This window comes from Ruegeria sp. YTSC002, from assembly GCF_059609845.1.
This window is the reverse complement of record NZ_JBXWML010000005.1, coordinates 269,618-295,147: the sequence shown is the minus strand read 5'-3', so window position 1 is coordinate 295,147 and position 25,530 is coordinate 269,618. Positions and strand designations below refer to the sequence as shown.

The window sequence follows — 25,530 nt, the reverse complement described above, 5'->3', positions numbered from 1 at the left end:
GCATGACACAGACCGCCCGATCTCTGACTTTCAAATCGCCCGAAGAAACCGCAATTTTCGCACGGCAATTGGGAACATCACTGCGCCCGGGCGATGTCGTTCTGCTGGAAGGCTCGATCGGCAGCGGCAAGACGCATTTCGCGCGCAACCTCATTCAGTCATTGATGGCTGAACCCGAAGATGTGCCCTCGCCAACTTTCACTTTGGTCCAGGCTTACGACACACCATCAGGTGAAATATGGCATTGCGACCTGTATCGCCTGAGCGCGGCGGAAGAAGTTGACGAACTGGGCCTGACGGAAGCTTTTGATACGGCAATCTGCCTTGTGGAATGGCCGGACAAGCTGGGCCCGTTGGCGCCCCGGGGCGCGTTGACGCTGACCTTTGAAACAGACCCTAATAATACTGAATTCCGCCATGTGACCCTGTCTTGGACTGCTCCGAAATGGGTGGAAAAACTGGAGAATACTGCATGACGAACAGGATGGTCCTGGCCGAGGCCCTGATTGCACAAACACCCTGGGCCGAGGCAACACGTACGCCACTTGCAGGCGATGCCTCGAACCGGCGATATGAACGGCTGATTGATCCAACCGACGGGCGCACTGCGGTTTTGATGGACGCGCCACCTGAAAAAAGTGACGATGTTGAACCCTTCGTGCGCGTTGCGGAATACCTCCGATCGATTGGTCTGAGCGCTCCGGAAATCTACGCAGAAGATACCCGGTACGGTTTTCTGTTGCTGGAAGATCTGGGTGATGACCTTTTCGCGCGCGTCCTGAAAAAAGATCCCGACAAAGAACGCGAATTGTACCGGGCCGCCACCGACGTGCTGCTCCACCTGCATCAGGCGCCTTCGCTGTCCTTGCCGTCATATGATCCGTCCCTGATGACGGAACTGGCTTCATTGGCCTTCACCAAGTATTCGGCCGGTATCCTGGGAGCATGTGATGAAGACGCCCTGTCCCGGTTCGAGCACCGGTTCGCGGACATCCTGCATCGTGAAACATCCGGTGCGAAAGTTGTCATTCTCAGGGATTATCACGCGGAAAACCTGTTGTGGCTGCCGCAGCGTGAAGGCGTGAAACGCGTCGGGCTGCTGGACTTTCAATTGGCCATGCTGGGGCACCCGGCCTACGATCTGGTGTCGCTGCTACAGGATACACGACGAGATGTCTCGGCCGGGATCGAAATGCAGATGATCAACCACTACATCTCTGCGTCAGGTATGGACGACCATGATTTCCGCACGGCCTACAGTGTATTGGGGGCCCAGCGAAACCTGCGCATCCTTGGCGTCTTCGCACGTCTGGCGACGGAATATGGCAAGCCTCACTATGTGGACATGATCCCGGCCGTCTGGGCACATCTGATGCGCGACCTTGATCACCCTGCCCTGGTTTCGGTGGCGCCCCTGCTGCACGAAGCTTTGCCCAGGCCCACACCGGAAAACTTGGCCAAGTTGAGAACGCAATGACCGGATCGCCATTTGCCGTAATGCTGTTCGCAGCCGGGTTCGGCACCCGTATGGGCGCGTTGACCAAAGACCGGCCCAAGCCATTGATCGAAGTGGCGGGGCGACCACTGATTGATCATGCGCTGGACCTTGTCAAAGATCTTGATCCTGTCCGTACCGTTGCCAACCTGCATTATCACGCTGATCAGCTCGCGGCGCATCTCGGCCCCAAAGGCGTTCTGCTGTCTCGGGAAGACCCTGAAATCCTGGAAACAGGCGGCGGATTGCGGGCTGCTTTGCCGATGCTGGGCACCGACCCCGTATTCACGTTGAACACCGACGCGATCTGGTCCGGGCCAAATCCTTTGACCCTGTTGCAGAAAGCCTGGGACCCGAGCCGTATGGACGCGCTGCTGATGTGTGTTCCAGTTGCGCGAACCGTTGGTCATATTGGATCGGGTGATTTCACGGCCGAAAAGGATGGACGGATCACGCGTGGTCCCGGTTTGGTGTATGGTGGGGCACAGATCCTCAAGACCGATGGATTGCATTCGTTCTCGCAAACGGCGTTTTCGCTCAACCTGCTTTGGAACCAGATGCTTGATCAGGGTCGGCTTTTTGCGGTCGAATACCCCGGACGCTGGTGTGACGTAGGCCGCCCCGAAGGTATCGCTCTGGCCGAGGGTTTGCTGGCTGATGTTTGAGTCTGGTACCCTGCCCCGAGTTTTTGCCGTGCCCCCCGGTACGGATTTCCCAAAAGCGTTGGTCGATGGCCTGCGGCAGCGCTGTTCGGGCCCGCCCGAAGCTTTGGCGCGGATAGAGTTGGTTCTGAACACAAGACGGATGGAACGGCGTGTCCGCGATCTGTTCAATCAGGGGCCGCCGTGCCTTCAGCCCCGTCTCTCGTTGGTGACGGACCTGGGCGAAAGGGTTGATCTGGCGCAGATCCCGCCAGCCATACCACCCCTGCGACGACGTCTTGAATTGACTCAGCTGGTATCCAAGCTGCTGGAACAACAGCCGGATCTTGCCGCCCGATCCTCGGTCTTTGACCTGTCCGACAGTCTGGCCGCACTGATTGACGAAATGCAGGGCGAGGGCGTGTCGCCCGAGGCGATCCGGCAGCTGGATGTCAGCGACATGTCCGGACACTGGGCACGGGCACAGGCTTTTATCGGCATCGCGGATCATTTCATCGACACCGGCGGGCAGACGATGGATGCACAGGCCCGCCAGCGCCGCGTGGTCGAAAACCTGGTCGCGCGATGGCAGATTGCCCCCCCACAACACCCGGTCATTCTGGCGGGCTCTACCGGGTCTCGTGGCACCACGCTGATTTTGATGGAAGCCATCGCGCGCCTGCCACAAGGGGCACTGGTGCTGCCCGGATTTGATTTCGACCAGCCGGATCACGTTTGGCAGGGGTTGGATGATGCGTTGACGTCTGAAGATCACCCACAATACCGTTTCCGCAAGTTGATGCGCGCGCTGGAACTTGCGCCGGGTCAGATCACCCCATGGACGGATTTTTCAGCCCCCTCACCCGCCCGTAACCGACTGGTATCCCTGGCTTTACGTCCGGCGCCCGTCACTGACGCATGGATGACCGAAGGCCCCAAACTGTCCGATATCAAAGGCGCGACCGACGGCCTGACGCTGGTCGAGGCGCAATCACCCCGCGCCGAGGCATTGGCCATCGCTCTGCGCCTGCGGCAAGCGGCGGAAACAGGACAGACCGCCGCTCTGATCACGCCGGATCGCATGTTGACCCGCCAGGTCAGCGCCGCGCTGGATCGGTGGAACATCGTGCCGGACGACAGTGCTGGCCTGCCGCTGCAACTTTCTCCGCCGGGTCGTTTTCTGCGCCATGTGACCAACCTGTTCACGCGCCGTCTGGAAGGCGAGACGCTGCTGACCCTTTTGAAGCACCCGCTTTGTCATGACGGCGGTGACCGCGGAAACCATTTGCTGCTTACGCGTGATCTGGAGCTTGACCTGCGCCGCCACGGCCCGCCCTTTCCTGACAGTGCAAGCCTTACGGCTTTTGCGGTACGCAAAGAAGCCCCGGAAAGCTGGGTCAAATGGGTCGTGCATCACTTCTGCGACCAGCAGATCACCAATGAACTGCACCTCGCTGACTGGGTAGAGCGTTTGATCGAACTGGCCGAGGCGATCTCGGCTGGCAGCACGGGTGAAACAGGTACTCTGTGGGACAAAAACGCAGGCCAAAAGGCGCTGGAGGTGCTGAATTCGCTTGGGGCAGAGGCGCAGCATGGCGGCCTGATGACGGCCCATGACTTTGCCGATCTGCTGGGCGCTCTGCTTGCGGGCGAAGAGGTTCGTGACCGCGATGCGCCGCATCCGCACATCATGATCTGGGGCACGCTCGAAGCACGGGTGCAGGGTGCCGACCTGCTGATCCTTGGAGGGTTGAATGAAGGAAGCTGGCCAGAGGCGCCAACACCCGACCCCTGGCTGAACCGGCAGATGCGTGACCAAGCCGGCTTGTTGCTGCCCGAGCGCCGGATCGGCCTGTCTGCGCATGACTTCCAGCAGGCCGTCGGCGCACCCGAAGTGTGGTTGACCCGCGCGACCCGCTCGGATGATGCCGAGACGGTTCCGTCGCGCTGGCTGAACCGACTGACCAACCTGTTGCAGGGTTTGCCGGGTCAGGGTGGCCCCGAAGCTCTGGCCAAAATGCGCGCTCAGGGCGAAAAATGGCTGAACTGGTCCGAGGCACTGGAAGATGCGCCGCCTATCGACCCCGCACCGCGCCCATCTCCGCGCCCACCGGCTGCCGCACGCCCGCGCCGACTGTCTGTGACCGAGATAAAAAGGCTGATCCGCGACCCATACGCGATATACGCCAAACATGTGCTTCGGCTGAGACCGCTTGATCCACTTGTGCAAGCCCCCGATGCCTTGCTGAGAGGGATTGTTATTCACGAAATCCTCGAGCATTTCATCAAGGACAGCGTCCTCGACAGCGCCTTGCTGACGCGGGAAAACTTCCTGAAACGGGCACACGCCCTGTTGGATCAGCATGTCGCCTGGCCAACCGCCAGAAAACTGTGGCTGGCCCGGTTGGAACGGATCGCGGAGGATTTCCTTGGCGCAGAACTCGCGCGCCGGGCTGATGGCGGGCCGGTGGCGTTTGAGGCGGCGATGAAGCTGGTGCTGAACCCTCTGGATTTCACCATTGTCGGGCGCGCGGACAGGATCGATTGCAACAGCCGGGGTGCGTTGCGGATCATCGACTATAAAACCGGCGCGCCACCCACGGAAAGTCAGCAATCCAAATTCGACAAGCAGTTGCTGATCGAGGCGGCCATGGCCGAGCAAGGCGGGATTGAGGGCCTTGACCCGACAGGCGTGGCCGAAGCCATCTTCATCGGTATGGGTGGCAGTTACAAGGAGGTTGCCGCGCCCTTGGAAAAAGAACCAACCGACAAAGTTCTTGCCGAGCTGAAAGAGTTGATTTCCGCTTATTTAGAGCCTGATCAGGGATTTTCGTCCCGTCGTATGCTGCACAAGGATTCAGATATCGGTGATTATGATCACCTGGCTCGGTTCGGCGAATGGGACCGGACAGCCGAAACATGCCCTGAGGACCTGACATGAGCCCGCGCAACGATGCAACAGAACGGCAGGTGCAGGCCGCGCGCCCCGATGCCTCGACCTGGCTGGCGGCCAATGCCGGGTCTGGCAAAACCCGGGTTTTGACGGACCGGGTGGCGCGTTTGCTGCTGGACGGAGTCCAGCCTCAGCACATCCTGTGCCTGACCTACACCAAAGCCGCCGCCAGCGAGATGCAGAACAGGTTGTTCAAGCGCCTTGGTGAATGGGCAATGCTGGATAACAGCTCTCTGCTGGAACAGCTGACCGACCTGGGTGTACCCGGCGAAATCAGCTCGGACAAGCTGGCGCAAGCACGCACCCTGTTTGCCCGCGCCATCGAAACGCCGGGAGGTCTGAAAATCCAGACCATCCACTCGTTCTGCGCCTCGTTGCTGCGACGATTCCCGCTCGAGGCTGGCGTCAGCCCGCAGTTCACCGAAATGGAAGACCGCGCAGCAGCCTTGTTGCGAGAGGAGATTGTCGAAGATTTCGCCGCAGGCCCTCAGGCCGGGTTGATTGAAGATGTGGCCCGGTTTGTCACGGACACGGGTTTTGACAAACTGACTGCTGCACTCACGCAAAAACGCAATCTGTTTGCGCAGCCGCTTGGGTGGACCGATCTGCTGCATCGCTTCGATCTGCCCGCCGGCTTTGACGAAACCGCGCTGCTTGGGCGGGTTTTTCTTGGTGGCGAAGTCGACCTGATCCGGTCCATGCTGCCCGCTTTGACCGAAAGCGGTGGCAACAACGCCAAGGCCGCCGAGAAACTGGCCGGGTTCAACGAAGCCAGATTGGCACATCTACCCATGTTGGAAGGCGTGTTTCTGACAGGGAAGGGCGCAAAGGAACCCTTCACGGCCAAACTCAACGCTTTTCCGACCAAACCCCTGCGCGAAGGTGTGCTGGCCGACCGGATGCCGCAGCTCGAGGCCTTCATGCTGCGGATCGAAGCCGCACGAGAACAGCGTCTGGCGCTGGTCGCGGCGCAGAAAACCGCGGTTCTGCACCGCTTTGCCGCAGCCTTCCTGCCGGAATACGAACGGCGCAAGCAATTGCGCGGCTGGCTGGATTTCGACGACCTGATCCTGCGCGCGCGGCAGGTGTTGAACGATCCGGCAGTGGCCGAATGGGTGCTGTACCGACTGGACGGGGGCATCGATCATATTCTTGTGGACGAAGCACAGGACACCAGCCCCGATCAATGGGACGTGATCGAGAAACTGGCGCAGGAATTCACCAGTGGGGAAGGGGCCCGATCCGGGGTTGAACGCACGATCTTCGTCGTCGGCGACAAGAAGCAATCGATCTATTCCTTTCAGGGCGCCGATCCACAGGCCTTTGACAGAATGCAGGAAGAGTTTGGCCGGAGACTGGCTGAATCAGGCTCTAAACTGTGGGATTCGACGTTGGAATACTCGTTTCGATCCTCCAGCGCGATCCTGACTCTGGTCGATATTCTGTTTGAAAACCGCTCTGATGCCGGGTTTCACAAGAACAGTCAGCACCGTGCATTCAAGGCCGATCTGCCAGGTCGTGTTGATCTTTGGCCCGTTGTCGAAAAGGTTGCAGATACCGAAGACGGGGATTGGACCGATCCGGTTGATCGTCCCGGCGCACGGCATCACACCGTCATTCTGGCCGAAAAGGTTGCACAGTCGATCAAAGACATGATCGAACGGGGTGAGACGATCCCGGAAGATGGCAAACCCGGCCAATTCGTTCGTCGAAAAGTGCAGCCGGGGGATTTTCTGATCCTCGTGCAACGCCGCTCGGACCTGTTTGCCGAGATCATCCGTGCCTGCAAGGCGCTGCACCTGCCCATCGCCGGAGCAGATCGGTTGAAAGTGGGCGCTGAGCTGGCGGTCAAGGATCTTGCGGCATTGCTCAGCTTTCTGGCCACGCCCGAAGACAGCCTGTCCCTGGCGACGGTTCTCAAATCCCCCTTGTTCGGCTGGTCCGAACAGCAGCTTTTCGATCTGGCGCACCGTCGGAAGGAACAGTTTCTTTGGGCCGCACTGCGCAACCGCGCGGAAGAGTTTCCCGAAACTCTGTCGGTGCTGAATGATCTGCGCAGCCAGATCGACTTTTTGCGCCCCTATGATCTGATCGAACGTATCCTGACCCGCCATGACGGACGGCGCAAGCTGTTGGGGCGGTTGGGGGCGGAAGCCGAAGATGGCATCAACGCGCTGTTGTCCCAGGCTCTGGCCTATGAGCGAACGGATATCCCCAGCCTGACGGGGTTTCTGGTCTGGATGCAGACCGACGATCTGGAAATCAAACGACAGATGAGCGGCGTCGGCAACAGGATCCGGGTGATGACCGTTCATGGCTCAAAAGGGTTGGAGGCGCCGATCGTCATCCTGCCGGACACCGGCAAACGCCAGCCTCCGCGTGATGCCGAGATCATGCTGGCCGGCGGCACGCCGTTGTGGAAAGTGTCGGCGGACGCGTCACCAAACCTGATCTCCCAGGCGCGGGAAGAGGCGCGCAGCCGCGAGGAAAACGAACGGCTTCGGTTGCTGTATGTGGCTCTGACACGGGCGGAAAAGTGGTTGATCGTAGCGGCGGCAGGCGATTTGGGGAAAGACGGCAACAGCTGGTATCAGATGGTCGAGGCGGCGATGAACCGGGCCGGGGCCGCGCAGGTTCCGGGTTCCAATATCCGCCGCCTGTCCCACGGGGATTGGGACGCGCTGCCCTTGGTCGATCAACCGAACACTGACGTTGGGCCAGTCGATTTGCCGGACATGTTTCACCATCCGGCTCCGGATCCGGTTGCGCCTGCCAGCACGCTCAGCCCTTCGGATCTGGGTGGCCCAAAGGCGTTGCCCGGTGATGCCGGCCTGGATGAAGAGACGGCCAAACTGCGCGGAACCCGCCTGCACCTGCTGCTGGAACACCTTCCGGAGGCAGAGAAAGACCTTTGGCCAGAGCTTTGCGCCCGGTTGCTGCCCGATATGCAGGAAACGGACCGGCAAGAGATATTGAACGAAGCCGCAACTGTTCTGACAGCAGAAGGCTTGCAGCCCGTCTTCGCGCCTGACACGTTGGCCGAAGTGCCCATTGCTGCCGCTCTGAACGGGCAGCGGATGCATGGTGTTGTCGACCGTCTGATCGTATCGGAAACGGAAGTGCATGTGATTGATTTCAAATCAAATGCCACCGTTCCAGACCGCGCGGAAGACTGCCCCGAAGGCCTGTTGCGACAGATGGGGGCGTACGCACAGGCGCTGGCTCAGATCTATCCGGACCACGGCATTCGAACCGCCATCCTGTGGACTCGTACGGCAAGCCTGATGTGGTTGCCACACGATCTTGTGACAGATGCACTGGCCCGCACCCAGATATCTTGACCTTACCCGAAGCGGCACCTACGTTCTGTTCCCAAGTTTACCCCATTCAGGAGACAGAATATGTCGACCGTAGCCGTAACCGACGACACCTTTGACGCCGAAGTCAAGAATTCGACCGTTCCCGTGGTCGTGGATTTCTGGGCCGAATGGTGCGGCCCCTGCAAGCAAATCGGCCCCGCGCTGGAAGAACTGGCAGCCGAGTATGGCGACAAGGTTAAGATCGCCAAGGTCGATGTGGACAGCAACCCGAACGCGGCGGCCGCGATGGGCGTGCGCGGCATTCCGGCACTGTTCATCTTCAAGGACGGTCAGGTTGTTTCCAACCGCGCCGGCGCGGCGCCCAAAGCCGCCCTGCAAAGCTGGATTGACGAATCCATCTGATCTGGTCCTAACAGATTGTCTCGTAGGCGCCTCAGATCGGGGCGCCTTTTTTTTGAAGACGTCGGAGACACCAATGGCAAAAACGCGGGTCCTTGTGGAATTCGGGATGGGCACGTCCCTGCGCCGGATGGACTATACCCAGGCGTCACTGCGGGCGATCAAGGATGCGCTTTGGCACAACTCGGTCAACATGGCGGAACTGTTCGGGTTCCCGAAAGAGGCGATGATCATTGATGCCGAAATCGGTGTTCAGCAACCGGATCAGGTGGACATCGACGCGCTGAAAGCTGTCTTTCCCTATGGTCATCCCAACATCACTGTCACCAAAGGGGGCTTGGACATCGCAAAGCCCCACAGTGACGGGCACACGGTCATTGCCAACGCCGCCCTGATCGTTTCCTTCGACATGGAGCCCGCACAATGAGTGAAAAACGCATCATTCTGGAGATGGGAACAGGCAACGACCTGTACGGCCGGGACTATACCAAGGCGGCCCGCCGCGCGGTGCAGGATGCCTTGCACCATTCATCCATCACGTTGTTTTCGAAACTGGGGATCGACCATTCCGAAATGCGCGTCAGCGTCACGATCGGCGTGCAGGACCCTGAACAGGTGGATTGCGATCTGGTTGCCTCTGATCTGCCGCGGGGCAGGGCCGAGGTTCGCGCAGTCAAAGGTGGGCTTGACGTTGTCGATGAAGAAGCGGGAACGCGGCACGTGGTTGCAACTGCGGCGATCGAGGCATTTCTGCCTGATCTTGCCGGAAAATACGTTCAAGGCTGAACAAAGAAAAAGCCGCTCGGAAAACCGTGCGGCTGTCTTGAATTGGGGATCTGTGGGAACATCAGAGTTCGGCGATGTCTGCGCGGCTCAGGCCGATATCGTCCAACTGAGCGTCGCTGAGTTCCGACAGGAGTTTGCGGGTTTTGCGGGAATCTTTCCATTCGACAACGGTGTTGACGACATTGATGAACGCGTCCACTACGTGCAGGATGGTAGCTGCTCCGAGCGGCGCATGAATGTTAGCTGTGGTTGCCATGTGCGCGGTCCTTTGTGAAGAAACAGCCGACCCGTTGTCGGTTGTGAACCCCATGTAGTCCCGCATGCCCGGACTCACAATTGCTGGTCCGGTAACCCCGGAATGCGTTTTTTGCATATCTTTTGGGCAATTGAAGAACGGGTTGCGCCAACCTGCGACCCGGCCCATATATACCGCCAGCGAAAACGGAGACGATCATGGCAGACAACGACTTTCCCGGTTGGCACGGCACGACGATCATTGGCGTCAAGAAGGGCGGTCAGATCGTCATAGCCGGTGATGGGCAGGTCAGCCTGGGTCAGACCGTGATCAAGGGCACGGCGCGCAAAGTGCGCCGCCTGTCCCCCGGAGGGTCCGAAGTTGTCGCCGGCTTTGCCGGGTCGACGGCCGACGCCTTCACATTGCTGGAACGGCTGGAGGCCAAGCTGGAGGCGACACCGGGCCAACTTGCCCGCGCTTCGGTGGAATTGGCCAAAGACTGGCGCACCGACAAATACCTGCAAAAGCTTGAGGCGATGCTGATCGTCACGGACGGCAAGGACATGTTCGTGATCACCGGCGCCGGTGACGTGCTGGAACCTGAACACAACGTGGCCGCCATCGGATCCGGGGGCAATTTTGCACTGGCCGCCGCGCGCGCGATGATGGACAGCGACAAGTCGGCGGAAGAGGTCGCGCGTCAGGCAATGGCCATCGCGGCCGATATCTGCGTCTATACCAACGGCAAACTGACGGTTGAGACGATCTCAGGCTAGCAGCGCCGAGATTTCCTTGCCTTTCCAGCGGCGATGCATGCCGATCAGGCCAATGATCGCTGCGATGATCACGACATAGTAGGGCACGCGGATATCGATGCTCATCAATCCGCCCCCGATCAGCGACATGATCCCGCCCGCAAGGCAGAACACCGCGGTTGTCACGCCCATGACCCAGCCCTGATCCGCCTCGCTGACGCTGGAAGAGAAAAGCCCAAGCATGGTGGGGTAGGCGATTCCGAACAGGAAGTAGAAGAAAAAGACCGGCACGTAACTGAACATGCCACTTGGGCTGAAGGCGAATGCGAATCCGCAGATCACCATGACGATGAGTGACGTGTAGATAATCGCATATTTGCTGAACTTCTCCTGCGCGGGTTTCACCAGAAACGTGCTGGAAAAGGCCAGTGCGACGCCGATGACGACCATCGCCATACTGCCACCGATGACTCCGTATCCGAAGGCACTTGTCAGGAAATTGTCGACAAACACGTAGAAGGTGACGTTGGCGATCATGAAGAACGAATAGACCGGCAGGATCTTCAACACGATCGGGTGACCACGCACTGCTGCCAGGCTGTCTGTTATGTCACGGGGACGGAACACAAAGGGCGCGCGATCCGCTCGGGTATCCTGGAAGAAAAACAGGACCAGAAAGATAGCAATCATCACAAGGACAAAAGCGCCGTAAAACGGCGTTCTCAGCGTGGCGAAGCCGCCCAGCAGGGCTGCGTCTGACAGGACCGCGCCGATGATCGGCCCGCCCACCAGGCCAAAGCTGACGCCCGTCACGATATAGCCCATGTTCCGGTCCCGGTCTGTCGCGTCGGTGCTGCCGTCGATCATCGCCGCTTGCGCAATGGGTTGGTTGCCCGCAGTAAACCCGGTGATCGAACGCCCGACGATCAGCAGAAGAAGGCTGTTGAGGTAAAGCGCGGCAATCGTCAGGGCATAGCCGGCCAGAGCACCACCCAGGCACACCAGCAAAGCGTTCTTGCGCCCGATCGAATCCGATACTTTCGAAACATAGACAACGCCCAGAAACCACGACAGGAAAAAGCACCCGATCACGAGGCCATAATAGAAATGCCTGCGCCCCTCGGGCGTGTTTTCGGGCAGAAACCCGGATTTCGTTTCCATGATCAGCGAGTTGATGATGGGAAAGACCAGCCCCTGTCCGATCAGATCCACGAACACCACAAACAGAAGGGTAATCTTGGCAATATTCGTCATGTCTTACGCTCCTGGCCTTCAAACCCTCGATACACAGTAGCAGACGGATCCCGCATTCCCCAAGCAAAGCATTTGCAAACCTGAGCCTGCATTGCTAACCAACACGGCCATGAATACAGGCTTGGTTGTTTTCGCCCGTACCGTGATTACCTAAGCCGCATGACACAAATGCCGACCGAAAGGACCGCCCTTTGACCGACCTGACCCCGCGCGAGATTGTCTCGGAACTGGATCGCTTCATCATCGGGCAGAAGGATGCCAAGCGTGCCGTGGCCGTGGCCCTGCGCAATCGCTGGCGCCGCAAGCAATTGCCGGACGACATCCGGGAAGAGGTCTATCCCAAGAACATCCTGATGATCGGACCCACCGGCGTCGGCAAAACCGAAATCAGCCGCCGTCTGGCGAAACTGGCCCGCGCGCCGTTTATCAAGGTCGAGGCCACCAAGTTCACCGAGGTTGGATATGTCGGTCGCGATGTGGAACAGATCGTGCGCGATCTGGCAGACGCGGCTATCCTGCAAACCCGCGAGTTCATGCGCGAAGACGTCAAGGCCAAGGCGCATCAGGCCGCCGAAGACCGCGTGATCGAAGCCATTGCTGGCGCGGATGCGCGCGAAGGCACGCGCGAGATGTTCCGCAAAAAGCTGAAAGCCGGTGAATTGGACGACACGGTGATCGAGCTGGAACTGTCCGACACCTCGAACCCGATGCCGATGTTTGACATTCCGGGGCAGCCGGGCGGTCAGATGGGCATGATGAATCTGGGCGACATTTTCGGCAAGGCCTTTGGCGGACGCACCGTCAAGAAACGCCTGACCGTCGCCGAAAGCTATGATTTGCTGATCGGGGAAGAAGCCGACAAGCTGCTGGATGACGAAACCGTCACCCGCACCGCGCTGGAATCCGTCGAACAGAACGGCATCGTATTTCTGGATGAGATCGACAAGGTCTGCGCCCGTTCCGATGCACGCGGCGGCGATGTCAGCCGGGAAGGGGTGCAACGCGACCTTCTGCCCTTGATCGAGGGAACCACAGTCAGCACCAAGCACGGTCCGGTCAAAACGGACCATATCCTGTTCATCGCCTCGGGTGCGTTTCACATCGCCAAACCGTCGGATCTGTTGCCGGAATTGCAGGGGCGCCTGCCGATCCGTGTCGAACTGCGCGCCCTGACCGAAGAAGATTTCGTGCGCATCCTGACCGAAACCGACAATGCCCTGACATTGCAATACACGGCGTTGATGAGCACCGAGGACGTGACCGTCAGCTTTACCGAGGACGGCATCGCGGCATTGGCGAAGATCGCGGCTGACGTGAATCAGAGCATCGAAAACATCGGCGCGCGGCGGCTCTATACGGTCATGGAACGGGTTTTCGAAGAACTGTCCTTCGCTGCACCGGACAAGGCCGGTACGAAAATCACCGTTGACGCGCAATTCGTCAGTGACAATCTTGGAGAATTGACCAAGTCCTCTGATCTCAGCCGTTACGTTCTGTAACACGGCCAGCCGTTTTTTGCCGTTGTTCTCGACTTGCCATGCTGGACGTTAGGCAAGAATAGGATAGCGTGTCCACAATTCACCCAGAGGGTTGGCCCGTGCTGCGCTATTTCATCATTCTGCTCGTATCTCTTTCGCTCGGCGCCTGTGTTGACCGGACGGTGTCCGAGGTCGTGCCAAGTGCCATGAATGTCGGCACACCCGAAACCATCTTCGCAAGCACGACCCGCGCGCGTGACGCTGACGGATCTTATGGATTCCGACGCGGTGAAACGCTCAAGTTTCTGGAAACGACTGTTTCGATTCCACCGACGCATACGCCGGGTACGCTCCGTTTTTCCTACGCAAACCCGAATCCGCGGAAGGAATTCGTTCTGGCAGACGTGACCGAGTTGGATGGACCGCAGGGGCTGCACAAGCATCTGCGAGGACAGGATGACGTCACGATCTTTGTGCACGGCTACAATTCGACCCAGACCGAAACGATCTTCCGCGCGGCGCAGCTGACACATGACATCGGCCTCCCCGGATCAACGCTGGTGTATTCGTGGCCAAGCCGTGCGACGGGATATGGATACGCCTATGATCTGGACAGTATGCTGTTCGCCCGCGACGGGTTGGAACAGACCATCCGCGAGTTGAAAGCCATGGGTGTCAAACGCGTTATTCTGGTCGCGCATTCCATGGGCGGTGCGTTGGCGATGGAAATGATGCGACAAACCGAACTGCAAGAACCCGGCTGGGCCAACCGAAACATCGATGGGGTCGTGCTGATCTCACCCGATCTGGATCTCGATCTGTTTCGCTCGCAGATGAAACGTATCGACAACCCACCCGATCCGTTCATCGTAATGGTGTCCCAAAAGGACAAGATACTGAACATCTCGGGCCGCTTGCGTGGCACTGATGAGGGCCAGCGATTGGGGAACATCAGTTCGATCGACTCACTCAAGGAATTTCCGATCAGTGTGATCGACACGACCGCTTTCAACAGCGACGCGGCATCCTCTCATTTCGTTGCCGCGACCTCCCCGGCTTTGTTGTCGATCCTCAACTCGTTGCGGCGTGTCAACAATACCTTCGGGCGGGAAGACCGACCGGCCATCGATATTCTGGTGCCACCTACCGAACGCAATCCAGATGGTGCTACTGAAATTGTTCTGACGGAAACCGGGCAGGCACAGGTCAGCTCTCCGTGACGCGGTTCAAGCTGCGTCAGTATCTTCTGGACAATGCCACCTGGCTTGGCGCCGGCGTTCTTCTGACGTTTTTGTCCAGCTTCGGGCAGACCTTCTTCATCTCGATCTTTGCCGGTGAGATCCGCGCGGAATTCGGTCTCGGCCACGGTGCATGGGGTGGGCTGTACACATTGGGCACAACCCTGTCGGCCATCGTGATGATCTGGGCCGGAGGGCTAACGGACATCTTTCGTGTCCGGGTGCTGGGTCCGGTGGTTCTGACCGGGTTGACCCTGGCCGCCCTTGCCATGGCGCTGAATACCTGGCTGCTGCTGTTGCCGGTGGTGATTTTTCTGCTGCGCCTTCTCGGTCAGGGGATGAGCACGCATCTGGCCGCAGTCGCCATGGCGCGGTGGTTCACGGTCACGCGGGGCAAGGCGCTTTCCATTGCATCCATCGGCTATGCCATCGGTGAGGCCTTGCTGCCCCTGATCTTTGTTGCGGCCATGGTTTACATGGACTGGCGTTGGCTGTGGGTCGTCGCGGCGGGGATGACCGCCTTGGGAATTCCCGTGTTGATGCGACTGTTGCGCGAGGAACGAACACCGCAAAGCCTTGCCAGCAAATCCTCTGCCATTGGGATGCAGGGTCGCCATTGGAGCCGTCGCGACGCGCTGTTTGACCCCTTGTTCTGGTTCATGGTGCCCGCCGTGCTTGCGCCATCGGCATTCATTACCGCGTTTTTCTTCCATCAGGTCTATTTCGCTGAGGTCAAAGGCTGGCAGCATATTCAACTGGTCGCTCTGTTCCCGATCTTTACCGGAGTATCGCTGCTGTCGATGTTTGCTGCGGGCTGGGCATTGGACAAATGGGGCACTGCGCGCATCATGCCATACTATCAACTTCCGATGGCGGTTGGGTTCGTGGTTCTGGGCATGACTGAATCAATCAGCGGCGCGACGGTTGGGTTGGTGTTTCTTGGCCTGACGGTCGGAGCAAACAGCACTTTGCCCAGCGCGTTCTGGGCAGAATTCTATGGGACCCGGCATATCGGCGCCATAAAGGCGTTGGCTGCGGCTGTCATGGTTCTGGGGTCAGCCATCGGCCCTGGTTTGACCGGCGTTCTGATTGACCTTGGTTTCTCGCTGAGCATTCAGTTTTTCTGGATAGGCCTGTTTTTCGTGCTGGTATGCGCCTTGGTTTGGGTCGGTGTTTCCCGCGCCCGCCGCGACCTTTAGCGCGCGCGCCTGAGATATACGTAATACGCCCCGTCTCCGCCGTGGCTTATATGAGCCGGCGTGACCTGCAACACCGCCTGCGCCAGCGGTGGGATCGACAACCAGTGAGGAACCTGATTTCGCAGAACACCGCGCGGCGTCGGAATCGGACCGGGCTCGTCCCGATCCTTGCCTTTGCCGGTCACGACCAAAACCAGACGCTTTCCCTGTGCCTGCGCGCTCAGGATAAATCGGATCAGCGCCGGATGGGCCGAAGCGACCCGCATACCGTGCAGATCCAGCTTGCCTTCGGGTTTCAGCTTGCCGCGCTTCATCCGGCCAAAGGCCTTGTTGTCCATCTGAACCGGTGCATTGCGCAGCGCATCCGTCACCGAAGGTTTCAGATCATTCGGTTTCGGTTTCGACTGAAAGGTCTGTCCAAGTTCGAATGCCTGAAAACGCGGTTTCGGGGTTTTCTTGGGCTTAGGTTTCGGCAAAGAGGTCGGATGGACCGTCTGCGGGATTCCCGGGTGCAGCCTCTCGGCCTGTTTGGCGACCTTGCGCCACAGCTCGATCTCTTCGTTTGTCAGTTTGCGCCGGGTCATCAGAATTCATCCGGCAGCAGGGCATAGGCACGCTGGATGGGCAGCAACAGCACCATCCGGCCCGGATCCTTCAGCTTGCCCGCGGACTGACCGGCTTCGTCCCCCGTTCCGAAAAAGATATCAGCCCGTTGCGCGCCTTTGATGGCCGCACCTGTATCCTGCGCGATCATCAGGCGGCGGATCGATTCCTTGCCGTCCTTTTCCACCCAAACCGGCGCACCCAGCGGGGTATAGGCCGGATCGACCGCGATGCTGCGCATGGTCGTTATGGATCGGTTCATGGCACCCAGCGGTCCAAGCTCGGGCGCGACACGTGAAACTTCGCGGAAAAACACGTATGAGGGGTTGTGGAGCAGCAATTCCGCTCCGGCCTCGGGGTTCTTGCGCACCCAGGCGCGGATCATCTGCGCGCTGACCTCATGCGCGCCAAGAATACCGCGCCGCACCAGTTCCACGCCAATTGACCTGTAGGGATGCCCGTTCGCACCACCATACCCGACGCGCAAAGCCCCCCCATCCGGCAATCGAACACGACCCGAACCCTGGATTTGCAAGAAAAACAACTCTACGGGGTCATCGACCCAGGCAATCTCAAGCCCGCGGCCCTGCATGACATCACTGGTCAGGATTTCTCGCCGGCTCAGCCAGGCCCCCTCAGCGCGGGCCTCGGGCGGCATTTTGTAGATGGGGTACCTGAAACGATCCGTCCGGGTACGCGCACCATCAAGTTCGGGTTCGAAATACCCCGTGAACAGGGCATCCTCACCATCCTCGACCAGAACAGGGCGAAAAAAGAGCTCAAAGAACGACCGTGCCGCTTCGGCATCGTAGGTTCTTGCCACACCGCACAGGGCCCGCCAATCGGGATCCTTCAGATCACCGCAGGTGTTCAGAAAAACCGAAAGGGCTGCACCGTGGTCATCCTCGGCCCAGCCATGCAGATCATCGAACGACAGAATGGATCGCGTTGCCTCGGCACCGGCAGCGCTGGCAGCGGTCATTGCACCCACCAGTAAAAGCGACCGGAGCGTGGCAATCATGCGTCCGTGGCAACAAGCAGCCAGTTCGGATCGTCCTTGCCCATCACACGGGCAAAGGTCCAGCTGTCCTTTTGGCGTTTCACGGTATTGGGGCTGCCTTCGACGATATCGCCACCGCGATCCCGCACGACCGATGTCAGTTCACCCACGAATTTCATGGTGATTTCGGCCTGATTGGTATCCTTGTCGAACTTCACATCCGTCAGGGTCGTCTCTCGGACACCGATAAACTCGGCCTCGATCGTCAGGCCCTGATCTTCTCGTGCGGCGACGCCCGCAACGAAGGATTCAAAAACTTCTTCCGACAGGAACGGTTGGATCTCGTCCAGGTTTCCCTTTTCATACCCCATCAGGATCATTTCATAGGCACCGCGCGCACCCTGAACAAACTCGGTGACGGAAAAACTGGGTTCAACCCGTTTCATCGCCGCCAGCGTCTGTGCCAGCTCGCTGTCTTCCGGGACATGGTCTGTGATGTCATGATCCGGGCCGCCTTCGATCACTTCGAAATCGCGGCGCGACTTATGCGCTTCGGGCTGCTGCTGCACAGGCGGTTTTTCAAAACCTTCACGCGTGCCCAACACGCTCTTGAGGCGCAGGATCAGGAAAACGGCAATTCCGGCCAGGACCAGCAACTGGATCATGGGTTCGTTCATTTCATCCTCTTTTCAGAACCGCGGCTTTGTATACGCGGCCTCATGCCACTATGTAGGTGACCGTAGGTGGCAAGTCCACAGCCCGGCCTAAGGGAAAGGATAACGCAAATGTATCTGTTCTTGGCATTTTTGTTGGTGCCCATCATCGAGATTGCGCTGTTTATTCAGGTTGGCGGGTTGATCGGCTTGTGGCCAACCCTTGCCATCGTAGTACTGACGGCGGTTTTGGGCACTGTTTTGGTGCGGACACAAGGTCGCATGGCGTTGGGAAACCTGCAACGGTCGTTTGCCGAACTGGACGACCCGACCGAGCCGCTGGCGCATGGTGCGATGATCCTGTTGTCGGGTGCTTTGTTGCTTACACCGGGATTTTTCACTGATGCCATTGGATTTGCCTTGCTTGTTCCGGGCGTACGGGTTGCGGTTTTCAGGTACCTCAGATCGAAAGTCACCGTTACCCAGTTTCAGATGGGTCAGGGCCCCGGTTTTCGGTCACGGGAAAATCCGTTCGATCAGGGTGACATCATAGACGGCGACTTTACCGAGGTCCGCCCTAAAAATGATCCGTCAAAGCCGTCTAAATGGGTGGAAGGCCCCCACCGGCATTGAGGTGCCGCGCCCAACTTGATAAGCAGTGGCGAATTTCATTTTTGGAGTAGATCCATGGCCGAAGAAAAAGCTGCAGAAAACACTGCGGCCAAAGCCGCCCCGCAAGTTCAGATGCGTGTTCTGGGGCAGTTCATCCGCGACATGTCCTTTGAAAACGTGATGGCCCAGAAGGGTGTTTCCGGTGACGTACAGCCCGAAATCGCGGTTCAGGTGAATCTGGACGCCAAGAAACGCCCGACAGACCACCAGTTCGAAGTGTCGATCAAGCTGAACCTGACATCCAAAGCCAAAGGTTTGGAAGACGTTCTGTTCCTGTGTGAGCTGGACTATTGCGGCCTGTTCCACGTGGAAGGTGTGCCGGAAGACCAACTGCACCCGTTCCTGATGATCGAATGCCCGCGGATGCTGTTCCCGTTCCTGCGCCGCATCGTCAGCGACATCACCCGTGACGGCGGTTTCCCACCGGTGAATCTGGACAATATCGATTTCGTCGCCCTGTATCGCAACGAATTGATGCGTCGTCAGGCCGAACAGTCCCAAAAGACAGACGCCTGAGGTTTTGGCCCGTACCTGACGGGTTCAGGTGCGGGTCCACAGGGCATTGTCGCCCAGTTGTTCGATGAACGCGTCATGTGCCGCGCGTTCATCCTCGGTAATACGAGACGGCAGCGGCGTGGCTCGTGGTGCCGGTCGCCAATCATCGCCGCCGCCTGCCACGGATGATGCAGATGTTGACAGTCCAAAATCGGGCTGTCGTCCTCCGATCAGCTCAAGATAAACCTCGGCCAGGATTTCAGAGTCGAGCAACGCGCCGTGCAGAACACGGTTCGAGTTGTCGATATTGAAGCGACGGCAAAGCGCATCCAGTGAAGCCGGAGAGCCGGGGAACCGTTTGCGCGCAATCGCCAGCGTATCCAGCGCCTGTTCCATCGGGATGAGCGGGGCACCCATCCATTTCAGTTCGGCATTCAGGAACTTCATGTCGAAAGATGCATTGTGGATCACCAGCCGCGCATCGCCGACGAATTCGCGAAAAGCGTGTCCGATCTTGGCAAAAACCGGTTTGTCTTTCAGCGTCACTTCGCCTTTTTCCGGCGGACGTGGGTTTTCCAACAGGTCCGGGCCGATGCCATGCACGCCAAATGCCTCTTCCGGCATCGAACGTTCAGGGTTGATGTAAACGTGATACGTCTCACCCGTTGCGACGTGGTTCCACAGTTCAACCGCGCCGATTTCCACGATCCGATCACCGCTTTCGGGATCGAAACCCGTGGTTTCGGTGTCGAGTACAATTTCACGCATCTGCCATCCCCGCCCGTATCTGCCTGACCACATCCTGCACCTGCGCGCGGGCGTGGTCCAGAGTGTCGGTCACGATGACGTAATCCGACCGCGCGCATTTTTCTTCATTCGGCATCTGCTTGGCGCGGATTTGCTCGAACTGCGCCTCGGTCATTGTGCCCCGTTCCATGACACGCCGCTTTTGCTCGTCGGCCGGGATCGAAACACACGCCACCGCGTCCATCGCCGCGTCACCGCCCGTTTCAAACAAAAGCGGAATATCGAACACCAGGATGTCGTGAGTCGCGGTTTCACGAAATGCTGCGCGGTCAGCAGCGACCAGAGGGTGAACGATGGCTTCGATGGCCTTCAGCGCAGCGGGATCGGCGGCAATAATCTGTTTCAGTGCCTCCCGGTTGACCGCACCGTCCTGTATGGCCGTCGGAAACAGTCGTTCCATGGGGCCAACGGCCGCGCCCCCCCTGGAATACAGGCGATGCACCGCCGCATCCGCATCCCACAGGGCACAGCCTTCTTCGACGAACATCTGCGCCGTTGTGCTTTTCCCCATGCCGATGGAACCGGTCAGGCCAAGCGCGAAACTCATGCCAAGGCCGCCGCACGCGCATCAGCATCAACTTCGGGGCGCACACCGAACCAGCGTTCGAAACCGGGTACCGCCTGGTGCAACAACATGCCCAGCCCATCGACTGCGGTGCATCCTGCCTGTTCTGCTGTTTGCAACAGGCGGGTTTTCAAAGGCGCATAAACCAGATCCGTTACCACGGCACCGGGCTGCAACCCATCGAGTGGAACCCGCAATTCCGGTTGACCCTGCATGCCCAACGAGGTGGTGTTCACCACGAGCTCTGCGTTTTCGATGACATTTCCGGCCTGAACCCAATCCACCACGCGGATACGTTGGCCGAATTCCTCTTTCAGATGATCCGCACGGGCGCGGGTTCGGTTAGTCAGCAGGATTTCCGGGACACCCGCGTCAGACAATGCCTGCAACACGGCGCGCGCGGCCCCTCCGGCCCCGAAGACAACAGCCGGCCCGTCCTTTGCATTCCAGTCCGGTGCACCGGTGCGAAGATTCTCCATGAACCCGTACCCGTCAGTGTTATCCGCGTGGATCGAGCCATCTTCACGAAACACCAGAGTGTTCGCCGCACCTATCACCGTTGCACGGTCAGACGCATGATCCGCGATCTTCAAGGCGGCTTCCTTGTGGGGAACGGTCACATTGGCGCCAACAAAACCCGCCTTGGGCAGGGTGCGCAGCACGGCTTCCAGATCGGCGGGTGCCACATCCATCGGGATGTAATGACCGGCAAGACCGTATGTCTTCAGCCAATGACCATGCAGTTTGGGGGATCGTGAGTGACCAATGGGATGTCCAATCACACCGGCCAAAGGAACCCGATAGTCCGTCATTGATCGATTACCCCTTTGACAGCCAGAAAGTTGAGCAGCTCCAACAGGGGCATACCCAAAACGTTAAAATAGTCGCCGTCAATGGTGGCGAACAGGCGGACACCTTCTTCTTCCAGCTTGTAGGCTCCGACGGCATGCCGGATGCTGTCCCAGTTTCGCGCCACATAGTCTTTCAGATAGGCGTCCGAACTGGCCCGCATCCGTAACCGCACCTGCCCTACATGCCGCCAGATCGGCTCTCCATTCTGATAGATCACGGCCGCGGACAAAAGCATGTGCCGCTTGCCTCGCATGGCTTTCAGCTGGGCCAACGCCTGTTCGGGGGTTTCCGGCTTTGACATCAGCTGACCGTCAAAGTCCAGAACCTGATCACATCCCAGAACCATGGATCCGGGGTTTTTGTCGCTGACCTTCCGCGCCTTCATTTCTGCGAGTGTATCGGCAATGTCCCGTGGTGATGCGTTTTCAGCCAGCAGGGCGCGTTTGGCCGTCTCTTCATCCACGCGCGCGGTTTGAACCACAAACGGTACGCCTGCATTTTCAAGCAGCTGCGCGCGAATGGCGGACCCGGAAGCAAGAAGAATGGGGACAGACATGTGGAAAACCCCGTGCGCAAATCATTGAGAGTTCAGGGATGCTTTGTATGGGTTTCCGGTTGACACGCAACCCCGTGGATTTCGCGACAAAGATCCCCGAGTCGCTCAAATCCCATCCCGTCCGGACAAGGATAAGTCAGTTTCTCTGGAAAACCTCGATATCCCGAATTCTCCTACCAGTTATCCCCAAGTGAAACAAGGAAGGATGAGAATAAACCCTTGATTTTAAATGTTTAAAATATCCACCAACAGAATCACCTAAAGAATTCCGTGATCTGTCCACCTGGGGAAAACGCTTGTGTAAAAAAGTAATCCACGGATTTTGCTCACCCTACAAAACCATCATCCTTTTTCTTTTCTTATTTTTTTATTAGGGAGGGTTCCGAACAACGCCCGGAGCCGAAATGACCGATCTTCTTTTCACACTGTATCCGTGGGTGAAGTCACTTCATATCATGGCGGTGATTTCCTGGATGGCAGGCCTGTTCTATCTGCCCAGGTTGTTTGTCTATCACGTTGAGAAAGCTCAGGCCGTCGATGGCGCACAGGAAATTTTCTTTGAAATGGAAGAAAAGCTGCTGCGTGTGATCATGGGCCCGGCGATGATCGTAGCGTGGGTCTGTGGTTTGATCATGGTGTTTACGCCGGGCATCGTGGGGTGGGAATGGAGCTGGCCTTGGGTCAAGGGCGCCGCCGTGATCGGCATGACATGGTTTCATCACTGGTTGATGGCGCGACGCAAGGATTTCCTGGAAGGGCGAAACAAGCTCACTGGGCGGCAGTTTCGCATGATGAATGAGGTCCCGACCGTTTTGATGGTTGCCATCGTTCTGGCGGTCGTTCTGAAGTTCTGAGGGCCTGTTTGACTCCGAACCGCACTGCGCTTATGTAGGGATCAACACGCCCGTCCGGGCGGCGTATCTTCCATACTGAAATTCCACTTCGTGCCGCGCTGTGAGCGGTGAAGGTATATATCATGACAACCGAATCCCTGAATCTTGCTGATCTGAAAGCCAAAAGCCCCAAAGACCTTCTGGCGATGGCCGAAGAACTGGAGATCGAAAACGCCTCGACCATGCGTAAGGGCGAGATGATGTTCCAGATTCTGCGTGAACGCGCGGATGAGGGCTGGACCGTCGGTGGCGATGGCGTGCTTGAAGTGCTTCAGGACGGTTTCGGTTTCCTGCGCTCGCCCGAGGCGAACTATCTGCCCGGCCCGGATGACATCTATGTCTCACCCGAGATGATCCGCCAGCACTCGTTGCGGACAGGGGATACCGTCGAAGGCGAGATCAAGGCTCCGGATGAGAATGAGCGCTATTTCGCGCTGACGAAGGTGACCAAGATCAACTTCGAAGATCCGGAAAAGGCCAAGCACAAGATCCTGTTCGACAACCTGACGCCGCTCTACCCGGATGAGCGGCTGAAGATGGAGATCGAGGATCCGACCATCAAGGACAAGTCCGCCCGCGTGATCGACCTGGTCGCGCCGATCGGCAAGGGCCAGCGGTCGTTGATCGTGGCGCCGCCGCGAACCGGTAAGACGGTGATCCTGCAAAACATCGCGCATTCGATCGAACGCAACCACCCGGAATGCTACCTGATCGTGCTGCTGATCGACGAACGCCCCGAAGAGGTGACGGACATGCAGCGTTCGGTGAAGGGCGAGGTGGTGTCTTCGACCTTTGATGAACCGGCGTCGCGTCACGTTGCCGTGTCGGAAATGGTGATCGAAAAAGCCAAGCGTCTGGTTGAGCATAAACGAGATGTTGTTATTCTTCTCGACTCGATCACAAGACTTGGTAGGGCCTTTAACACCGTGGTCCCATCCTCGGGCAAGGTTCTGACCGGTGGTGTGGACGCAAACGCCCTGCAACGGCCCAAGCGGTTCTTTGGTGCGGCGCGGAACATCGAGGAAGGCGGATCGCTGACCATCATCGCAACCGCACTGATTGATACCGGCAGCCGGATGGACGAAGTCATCTTCGAAGAATTCAAAGGTACGGGTAACTCGGAAATCGTTCTGGATCGCAAGATCGCAGACAAGCGTGTGTTCCCGGCCATCGACATCCTCAAATCCGGCACCCGGAAAGAGGACCTGCTGGTCGACAAGGGCGACCTGGCCAAGACCTTCGTTCTGCGGCGTATCCTCAACCCGATGGGCACGACCGACGCAATCGAGTTCTTGCTGTCCAAGTTGAAGCAGACAAAGACAAACAGCGAATTCTTCGATTCCATGAACACCTGATACTGGTCTTTAACTCTAGCGAGGCCTTCGAATGGATACGATATTCGCCTTGGCCAGCGCGCAGGGCAAAGCCGGGGTGGCGGTCATCCGCCTCTCGGGTCCGGACTCCCATTCAGCAGCGGCGCGCCTGACGGGTGGTGCGCTGCCAAAGCGTGGCATGGTCCTTCGCACTCTGACCGATCATGGCGGAGCACGTTTGGACGACGGATTGATCTTGACCTTCCAGGCCCCGGCTAGCTTTACCGGTGAGGACGTTGCCGAGCTTCAGATTCATGGAAGCACCGCCTCGGTCAACGCCGTGCTGCGTTGCCTGTCGGATACGGAAGGATTGCGCATCGCTGAACCGGGTGAGTTCACACGCCGGGCACTGGAAAACGGCAAGATGGACCTGACTCAGGTTGAAGGCCTGGCCGATCTAATTGATGCAGAAACGGAAGCACAACGTAAGCAGGCTCAGACCATTCTGGCGGGCGAGCTGGGCACATTGGCTGAACGGTGGCGTCGGGATCTGATACGGGCTGCGTCCCTGTTGGAGGCTGTCATCGATTTTGCGGATGAAGAAGTTCCAACCGATGTGACGCCGGAAGTACGCGCGCTGATCCAAGGTGTCATGTCGGACCTTGATCGTGAAGCAGATGGCGTCAAGATTGCCGAGCGAATACGTACAGGGTTCGAGGTTGCGATCGTGGGCCTTCCAAATGCGGGAAAATCCACCCTTTTGAATGCCTTGGCAGGCCGTGAGGCGGCCATCACTTCGGAATATGCCGGGACCACGCGTGATGTGATCGAAGTTCGCATGGATCTGGCTGGTCTACCGGTGACCTTGCTGGATACGGCGGGGTTGCGACAGACCGAAGATCATGTCGAAAACCTGGGCATCGAGCTTGCGCGCAGCAGAGCGGAGGCCGCCGATCTTCGCGTTTTCCTGTCTGAAACACCGAAGGACCTGGGGGTGGAGATGCGGGAAGATGATATACATGTTTTGCCCAAAGCAGACCTTCGGGGGATCGAGGGGAAGGGTGTGTCAGGGAAAACAGGTCAGGGAATAGATGCGCTAGTAGACCAGATATCGTGTGTGCTGCGTAAGCGAACTACTACGCATGGTATTGCAACTCGGGAACGTCACCGCATTGCAATCACCAGAGCATTGGACTCACTTACATCTGCGATCTCGGTTCTGGAATCAGGCCCAGACCTGTATGATATTGCGGCAGAGGAGCTGAGAACCGCCATTCGCGCCCTTGAATCCCTGGTGGGCAGAATAGACGTGGAAACTCTGTTGGATGAAATCTTCTCCAGCTTCTGTTTGGGAAAATAAGGAGTGTT

General features: G+C 58.4%; 25 protein-coding genes and 1 pseudogene. 17 read left to right on the top strand and 9 right to left on the bottom strand.

From position 1 onward, the window contains the following. Window positions 1-2: 2 nt before the first annotated feature. The 8 genes and pseudogenes from tsaE (at window position 3) to AC2FFD_RS12695 (ending at window position 9,594) form a co-directional block, all read left to right on the top strand. A complete protein-coding gene (gene tsaE / locus AC2FFD_RS12730) occupies window positions 3-476 on the top strand; it encodes a tRNA (adenosine(37)-N6)-threonylcarbamoyltransferase complex ATPase subunit type 1 TsaE (RefSeq protein WP_425079475.1) in 474 nt (157 codons plus the stop codon). Continuing rightward, window positions 473-1,477 (top strand): aminoglycoside phosphotransferase family protein, encoded by a 1,005-nt coding sequence (locus tag AC2FFD_RS12725; RefSeq protein ID WP_496873227.1) that lies wholly within the window; start codon window positions 473-475, stop codon window positions 1,475-1,477. The genes tsaE and AC2FFD_RS12725 overlap by 4 nt, the downstream gene beginning before the upstream one ends. Then, complete coding sequence (locus tag AC2FFD_RS12720; RefSeq protein WP_425079473.1) at window positions 1,474-2,160, top strand: nucleotidyltransferase family protein; 687 nt, start codon at window positions 1,474-1,476, stop codon at window positions 2,158-2,160. The genes AC2FFD_RS12725 and AC2FFD_RS12720 overlap by 4 nt, the downstream gene beginning before the upstream one ends. Beyond that, complete coding sequence (addB, locus tag AC2FFD_RS12715) at window positions 2,153-5,077, top strand: double-strand break repair protein AddB (protein ID WP_496873226.1); 2,925 nt, start codon at window positions 2,153-2,155, stop codon at window positions 5,075-5,077. Before AC2FFD_RS12720 ends, addB begins: the two co-directional genes overlap by 8 nt. Next, window positions 5,074-8,430, top strand: a complete 3,357-nt coding sequence (addA, locus tag AC2FFD_RS12710; RefSeq protein WP_496873225.1) for a double-strand break repair helicase AddA — start codon at window positions 5,074-5,076, stop codon at window positions 8,428-8,430. The genes addB and addA overlap by 4 nt, the downstream gene beginning before the upstream one ends. A 51-nt stretch (window positions 8,431-8,481) precedes the next feature. Next, window positions 8,482-8,811: pseudogene (gene trxA / locus AC2FFD_RS12705) on the top strand (thioredoxin); the annotation flags it as partial. A 73-nt stretch (window positions 8,812-8,884) separates the two neighbouring features. Further along, window positions 8,885-9,235, top strand: a complete 351-nt coding sequence (locus AC2FFD_RS12700) for a Lin0512 family protein (RefSeq protein ID WP_257599675.1) — start codon at window positions 8,885-8,887, stop codon at window positions 9,233-9,235. Then, window positions 9,232-9,594, top strand: coding sequence for a Lin0512 family protein (locus tag AC2FFD_RS12695; RefSeq protein WP_170345876.1), 363 nt, complete (start codon window positions 9,232-9,234; stop codon window positions 9,592-9,594). Before AC2FFD_RS12700 ends, AC2FFD_RS12695 begins: the two co-directional genes overlap by 4 nt. A 61-nt stretch (window positions 9,595-9,655) precedes the next feature. Here AC2FFD_RS12695 and AC2FFD_RS12690 read toward each other — a convergent pair whose 3' ends face one another. Next, window positions 9,656-9,850 (bottom strand): DUF1127 domain-containing protein, encoded by a 195-nt coding sequence (locus AC2FFD_RS12690; RefSeq protein WP_496873224.1) that lies wholly within the window; start codon window positions 9,848-9,850, stop codon window positions 9,656-9,658. 197 nt (window positions 9,851-10,047) lie between these two features. Here AC2FFD_RS12690 and hslV point away from each other — a divergent pair, with 197 nt between their 5' ends. After that, window positions 10,048-10,605 carry an ATP-dependent protease subunit HslV gene (hslV, locus tag AC2FFD_RS12685; protein ID WP_170345873.1) on the top strand — a complete coding sequence of 186 codons (558 nt, stop codon included), beginning with the start codon at window positions 10,048-10,050 and terminating at the stop codon, window positions 10,603-10,605. Here the strand turns inward: hslV and AC2FFD_RS12680 are convergent. Then, a complete protein-coding gene (locus tag AC2FFD_RS12680; RefSeq protein ID WP_496873223.1) occupies window positions 10,597-11,838 on the bottom strand; it encodes an MFS transporter in 1,242 nt (413 codons plus the stop codon). The two genes, hslV and AC2FFD_RS12680, sit on opposite strands and share 9 nt — an antisense overlap. 191 nt (window positions 11,839-12,029) lie before the next feature. On the opposite strand from AC2FFD_RS12680, the gene hslU reads away from it, so the two are divergent. From hslU to AC2FFD_RS12665, 3 genes are all read left to right on the top strand, one after another. After that, window positions 12,030-13,337, top strand: a complete 1,308-nt coding sequence (hslU, locus tag AC2FFD_RS12675) for an ATP-dependent protease ATPase subunit HslU (protein WP_496873222.1) — start codon at window positions 12,030-12,032, stop codon at window positions 13,335-13,337. Window positions 13,338-13,405: 68 nt separating this feature from the next. After that, window positions 13,406-14,536, top strand: a complete 1,131-nt coding sequence (locus AC2FFD_RS12670; RefSeq protein WP_496873221.1) for an alpha/beta hydrolase — start codon at window positions 13,406-13,408, stop codon at window positions 14,534-14,536. Further along, window positions 14,533-15,753 (top strand): MFS transporter, encoded by a 1,221-nt coding sequence (locus tag AC2FFD_RS12665; protein WP_496873220.1) that lies wholly within the window; start codon window positions 14,533-14,535, stop codon window positions 15,751-15,753. Before AC2FFD_RS12670 ends, AC2FFD_RS12665 begins: the two co-directional genes overlap by 4 nt. Here the strand turns inward: AC2FFD_RS12665 and AC2FFD_RS12660 are convergent. Genes AC2FFD_RS12660 through AC2FFD_RS12650 form a run of 3 tightly spaced genes read right to left on the bottom strand, consistent with a single transcriptional unit; the run spans window position 15,750 to window position 18,033 of the window. Beyond that, on the bottom strand, window positions 15,750-16,337 hold the full coding sequence (locus AC2FFD_RS12660) for a Smr/MutS family protein (RefSeq protein WP_496873219.1): 588 nt from the start codon (window positions 16,335-16,337) through the stop codon (window positions 15,750-15,752). The two genes, AC2FFD_RS12665 and AC2FFD_RS12660, sit on opposite strands and share 4 nt — an antisense overlap. After that, on the bottom strand, window positions 16,337-17,377 hold the full coding sequence (mltA, locus tag AC2FFD_RS12655) for a murein transglycosylase A (protein ID WP_496873218.1): 1,041 nt from the start codon (window positions 17,375-17,377) through the stop codon (window positions 16,337-16,339). The genes AC2FFD_RS12660 and mltA overlap by 1 nt, the downstream gene beginning before the upstream one ends. Beyond that, entirely contained in the window at window positions 17,374-18,033 is a 660-nt protein-coding gene (locus AC2FFD_RS12650; RefSeq protein ID WP_170345861.1) for a Tim44/TimA family putative adaptor protein, read from the bottom strand. Before AC2FFD_RS12650 ends, mltA begins: the two co-directional genes overlap by 4 nt. A gap of 108 nt (window positions 18,034-18,141) precedes the next feature. Between AC2FFD_RS12650 and AC2FFD_RS12645 the strand changes: the two genes are divergently transcribed. Beyond that, window positions 18,142-18,642 (top strand): FxsA family protein, encoded by a 501-nt coding sequence (locus tag AC2FFD_RS12645; RefSeq protein WP_170345859.1) that lies wholly within the window; start codon window positions 18,142-18,144, stop codon window positions 18,640-18,642. Between the two features lie 54 nt (window positions 18,643-18,696). Continuing rightward, on the top strand, window positions 18,697-19,197 hold the full coding sequence (secB, locus tag AC2FFD_RS12640) for a protein-export chaperone SecB (RefSeq protein ID WP_171230153.1): 501 nt from the start codon (window positions 18,697-18,699) through the stop codon (window positions 19,195-19,197). Between the two features lie 24 nt (window positions 19,198-19,221). On the opposite strand, the gene dnaQ is transcribed toward secB, so the two are convergent. Genes dnaQ through AC2FFD_RS12620 form a run of 4 tightly spaced genes read right to left on the bottom strand, consistent with a single transcriptional unit; the run spans window position 19,222 to window position 21,956 of the window. Further along, entirely contained in the window at window positions 19,222-19,944 is a 723-nt protein-coding gene (dnaQ, locus tag AC2FFD_RS12635; RefSeq protein WP_496873217.1) for a DNA polymerase III subunit epsilon, read from the bottom strand. After that, entirely contained in the window at window positions 19,937-20,530 is a 594-nt protein-coding gene (coaE, locus tag AC2FFD_RS12630; RefSeq protein WP_496873216.1) for a dephospho-CoA kinase, read from the bottom strand. Before coaE ends, dnaQ begins: the two co-directional genes overlap by 8 nt. Continuing rightward, window positions 20,527-21,360: a shikimate dehydrogenase gene (locus AC2FFD_RS12625; RefSeq protein ID WP_171330670.1), complete on the bottom strand. Its 834-nt coding sequence runs from the start codon at window positions 21,358-21,360 to the stop codon at window positions 20,527-20,529. Before AC2FFD_RS12625 ends, coaE begins: the two co-directional genes overlap by 4 nt. After that, window positions 21,357-21,956, bottom strand: coding sequence for a Maf family protein (locus tag AC2FFD_RS12620; RefSeq protein ID WP_496873215.1), 600 nt, complete (start codon window positions 21,954-21,956; stop codon window positions 21,357-21,359). The genes AC2FFD_RS12625 and AC2FFD_RS12620 overlap by 4 nt, the downstream gene beginning before the upstream one ends. Before the next feature lie 404 nt (window positions 21,957-22,360). Here AC2FFD_RS12620 and AC2FFD_RS12615 point away from each other — a divergent pair, with 404 nt between their 5' ends. From AC2FFD_RS12615 to mnmE, 3 genes are all read left to right on the top strand, one after another. Beyond that, window positions 22,361-22,810 carry a CopD family protein gene (locus AC2FFD_RS12615; protein ID WP_170345850.1) on the top strand — a complete coding sequence of 150 codons (450 nt, stop codon included), beginning with the start codon at window positions 22,361-22,363 and terminating at the stop codon, window positions 22,808-22,810. A gap of 122 nt (window positions 22,811-22,932) precedes the next feature. After that, window positions 22,933-24,204: a transcription termination factor Rho gene (gene rho, locus AC2FFD_RS12610; RefSeq protein ID WP_170345848.1), complete on the top strand. Its 1,272-nt coding sequence runs from the start codon at window positions 22,933-22,935 to the stop codon at window positions 24,202-24,204. Between the two features lie 31 nt (window positions 24,205-24,235). Next, window positions 24,236-25,522, top strand: coding sequence for a tRNA uridine-5-carboxymethylaminomethyl(34) synthesis GTPase MnmE (gene mnmE / locus AC2FFD_RS12605; protein WP_496873214.1), 1,287 nt, complete (start codon window positions 24,236-24,238; stop codon window positions 25,520-25,522). The last annotated feature ends 8 nt before the right edge of the window (window positions 25,523-25,530 follow it).

What these genes read in the sequence shown, in the direction of transcription:
- AC2FFD_RS12620 (WP_496873215.1), bottom strand. Translation starts at nt 21,956, where the DNA reads ATGTCTGTCCCCATTCTTCTTGCTTCCGGGTCCGCCATTCGCGCGCAG.
- tsaE (WP_425079475.1), top strand. Translation starts at nt 3, where the DNA reads ATGACACAGACCGCCCGATCTCTGACTTTCAAATCGCCCGAAGAAACC.
- hslV (WP_170345873.1), top strand. Translation starts at nt 10,048, where the DNA reads ATGGCAGACAACGACTTTCCCGGTTGGCACGGCACGACGATCATTGGC.
- addB (WP_496873226.1), top strand. Translation starts at nt 2,153, where the DNA reads ATGTTTGAGTCTGGTACCCTGCCCCGAGTTTTTGCCGTGCCCCCCGGT.
- mltA (WP_496873218.1), bottom strand. Translation starts at nt 17,377, where the DNA reads ATGATTGCCACGCTCCGGTCGCTTTTACTGGTGGGTGCAATGACCGCT.
- AC2FFD_RS12625 (WP_171330670.1), bottom strand. Translation starts at nt 21,360, where the DNA reads ATGACGGACTATCGGGTTCCTTTGGCCGGTGTGATTGGACATCCCATT.
- AC2FFD_RS12615 (WP_170345850.1), top strand. Translation starts at nt 22,361, where the DNA reads ATGACCGATCTTCTTTTCACACTGTATCCGTGGGTGAAGTCACTTCAT.
- AC2FFD_RS12695 (WP_170345876.1), top strand. Translation starts at nt 9,232, where the DNA reads ATGAGTGAAAAACGCATCATTCTGGAGATGGGAACAGGCAACGACCTG.
- rho (WP_170345848.1), top strand. Translation starts at nt 22,933, where the DNA reads ATGACAACCGAATCCCTGAATCTTGCTGATCTGAAAGCCAAAAGCCCC.
- AC2FFD_RS12650 (WP_170345861.1), bottom strand. Translation starts at nt 18,033, where the DNA reads ATGAACGAACCCATGATCCAGTTGCTGGTCCTGGCCGGAATTGCCGTT.
- AC2FFD_RS12645 (WP_170345859.1), top strand. Translation starts at nt 18,142, where the DNA reads ATGTATCTGTTCTTGGCATTTTTGTTGGTGCCCATCATCGAGATTGCG.
- addA (WP_496873225.1), top strand. Translation starts at nt 5,074, where the DNA reads ATGAGCCCGCGCAACGATGCAACAGAACGGCAGGTGCAGGCCGCGCGC.
- AC2FFD_RS12680 (WP_496873223.1), bottom strand. Translation starts at nt 11,838, where the DNA reads ATGACGAATATTGCCAAGATTACCCTTCTGTTTGTGGTGTTCGTGGAT.
- secB (WP_171230153.1), top strand. Translation starts at nt 18,697, where the DNA reads ATGGCCGAAGAAAAAGCTGCAGAAAACACTGCGGCCAAAGCCGCCCCG.
- mnmE (WP_496873214.1), top strand. Translation starts at nt 24,236, where the DNA reads ATGGATACGATATTCGCCTTGGCCAGCGCGCAGGGCAAAGCCGGGGTG.
- AC2FFD_RS12690 (WP_496873224.1), bottom strand. Translation starts at nt 9,850, where the DNA reads ATGGCAACCACAGCTAACATTCATGCGCCGCTCGGAGCAGCTACCATC.
- AC2FFD_RS12660 (WP_496873219.1), bottom strand. Translation starts at nt 16,337, where the DNA reads ATGACCCGGCGCAAACTGACAAACGAAGAGATCGAGCTGTGGCGCAAG.
- AC2FFD_RS12720 (WP_425079473.1), top strand. Translation starts at nt 1,474, where the DNA reads ATGACCGGATCGCCATTTGCCGTAATGCTGTTCGCAGCCGGGTTCGGC.
- AC2FFD_RS12725 (WP_496873227.1), top strand. Translation starts at nt 473, where the DNA reads ATGACGAACAGGATGGTCCTGGCCGAGGCCCTGATTGCACAAACACCC.
- coaE (WP_496873216.1), bottom strand. Translation starts at nt 20,530, where the DNA reads ATGAGTTTCGCGCTTGGCCTGACCGGTTCCATCGGCATGGGGAAAAGC.
- dnaQ (WP_496873217.1), bottom strand. Translation starts at nt 19,944, where the DNA reads ATGCGTGAAATTGTACTCGACACCGAAACCACGGGTTTCGATCCCGAA.
- AC2FFD_RS12700 (WP_257599675.1), top strand. Translation starts at nt 8,885, where the DNA reads ATGGCAAAAACGCGGGTCCTTGTGGAATTCGGGATGGGCACGTCCCTG.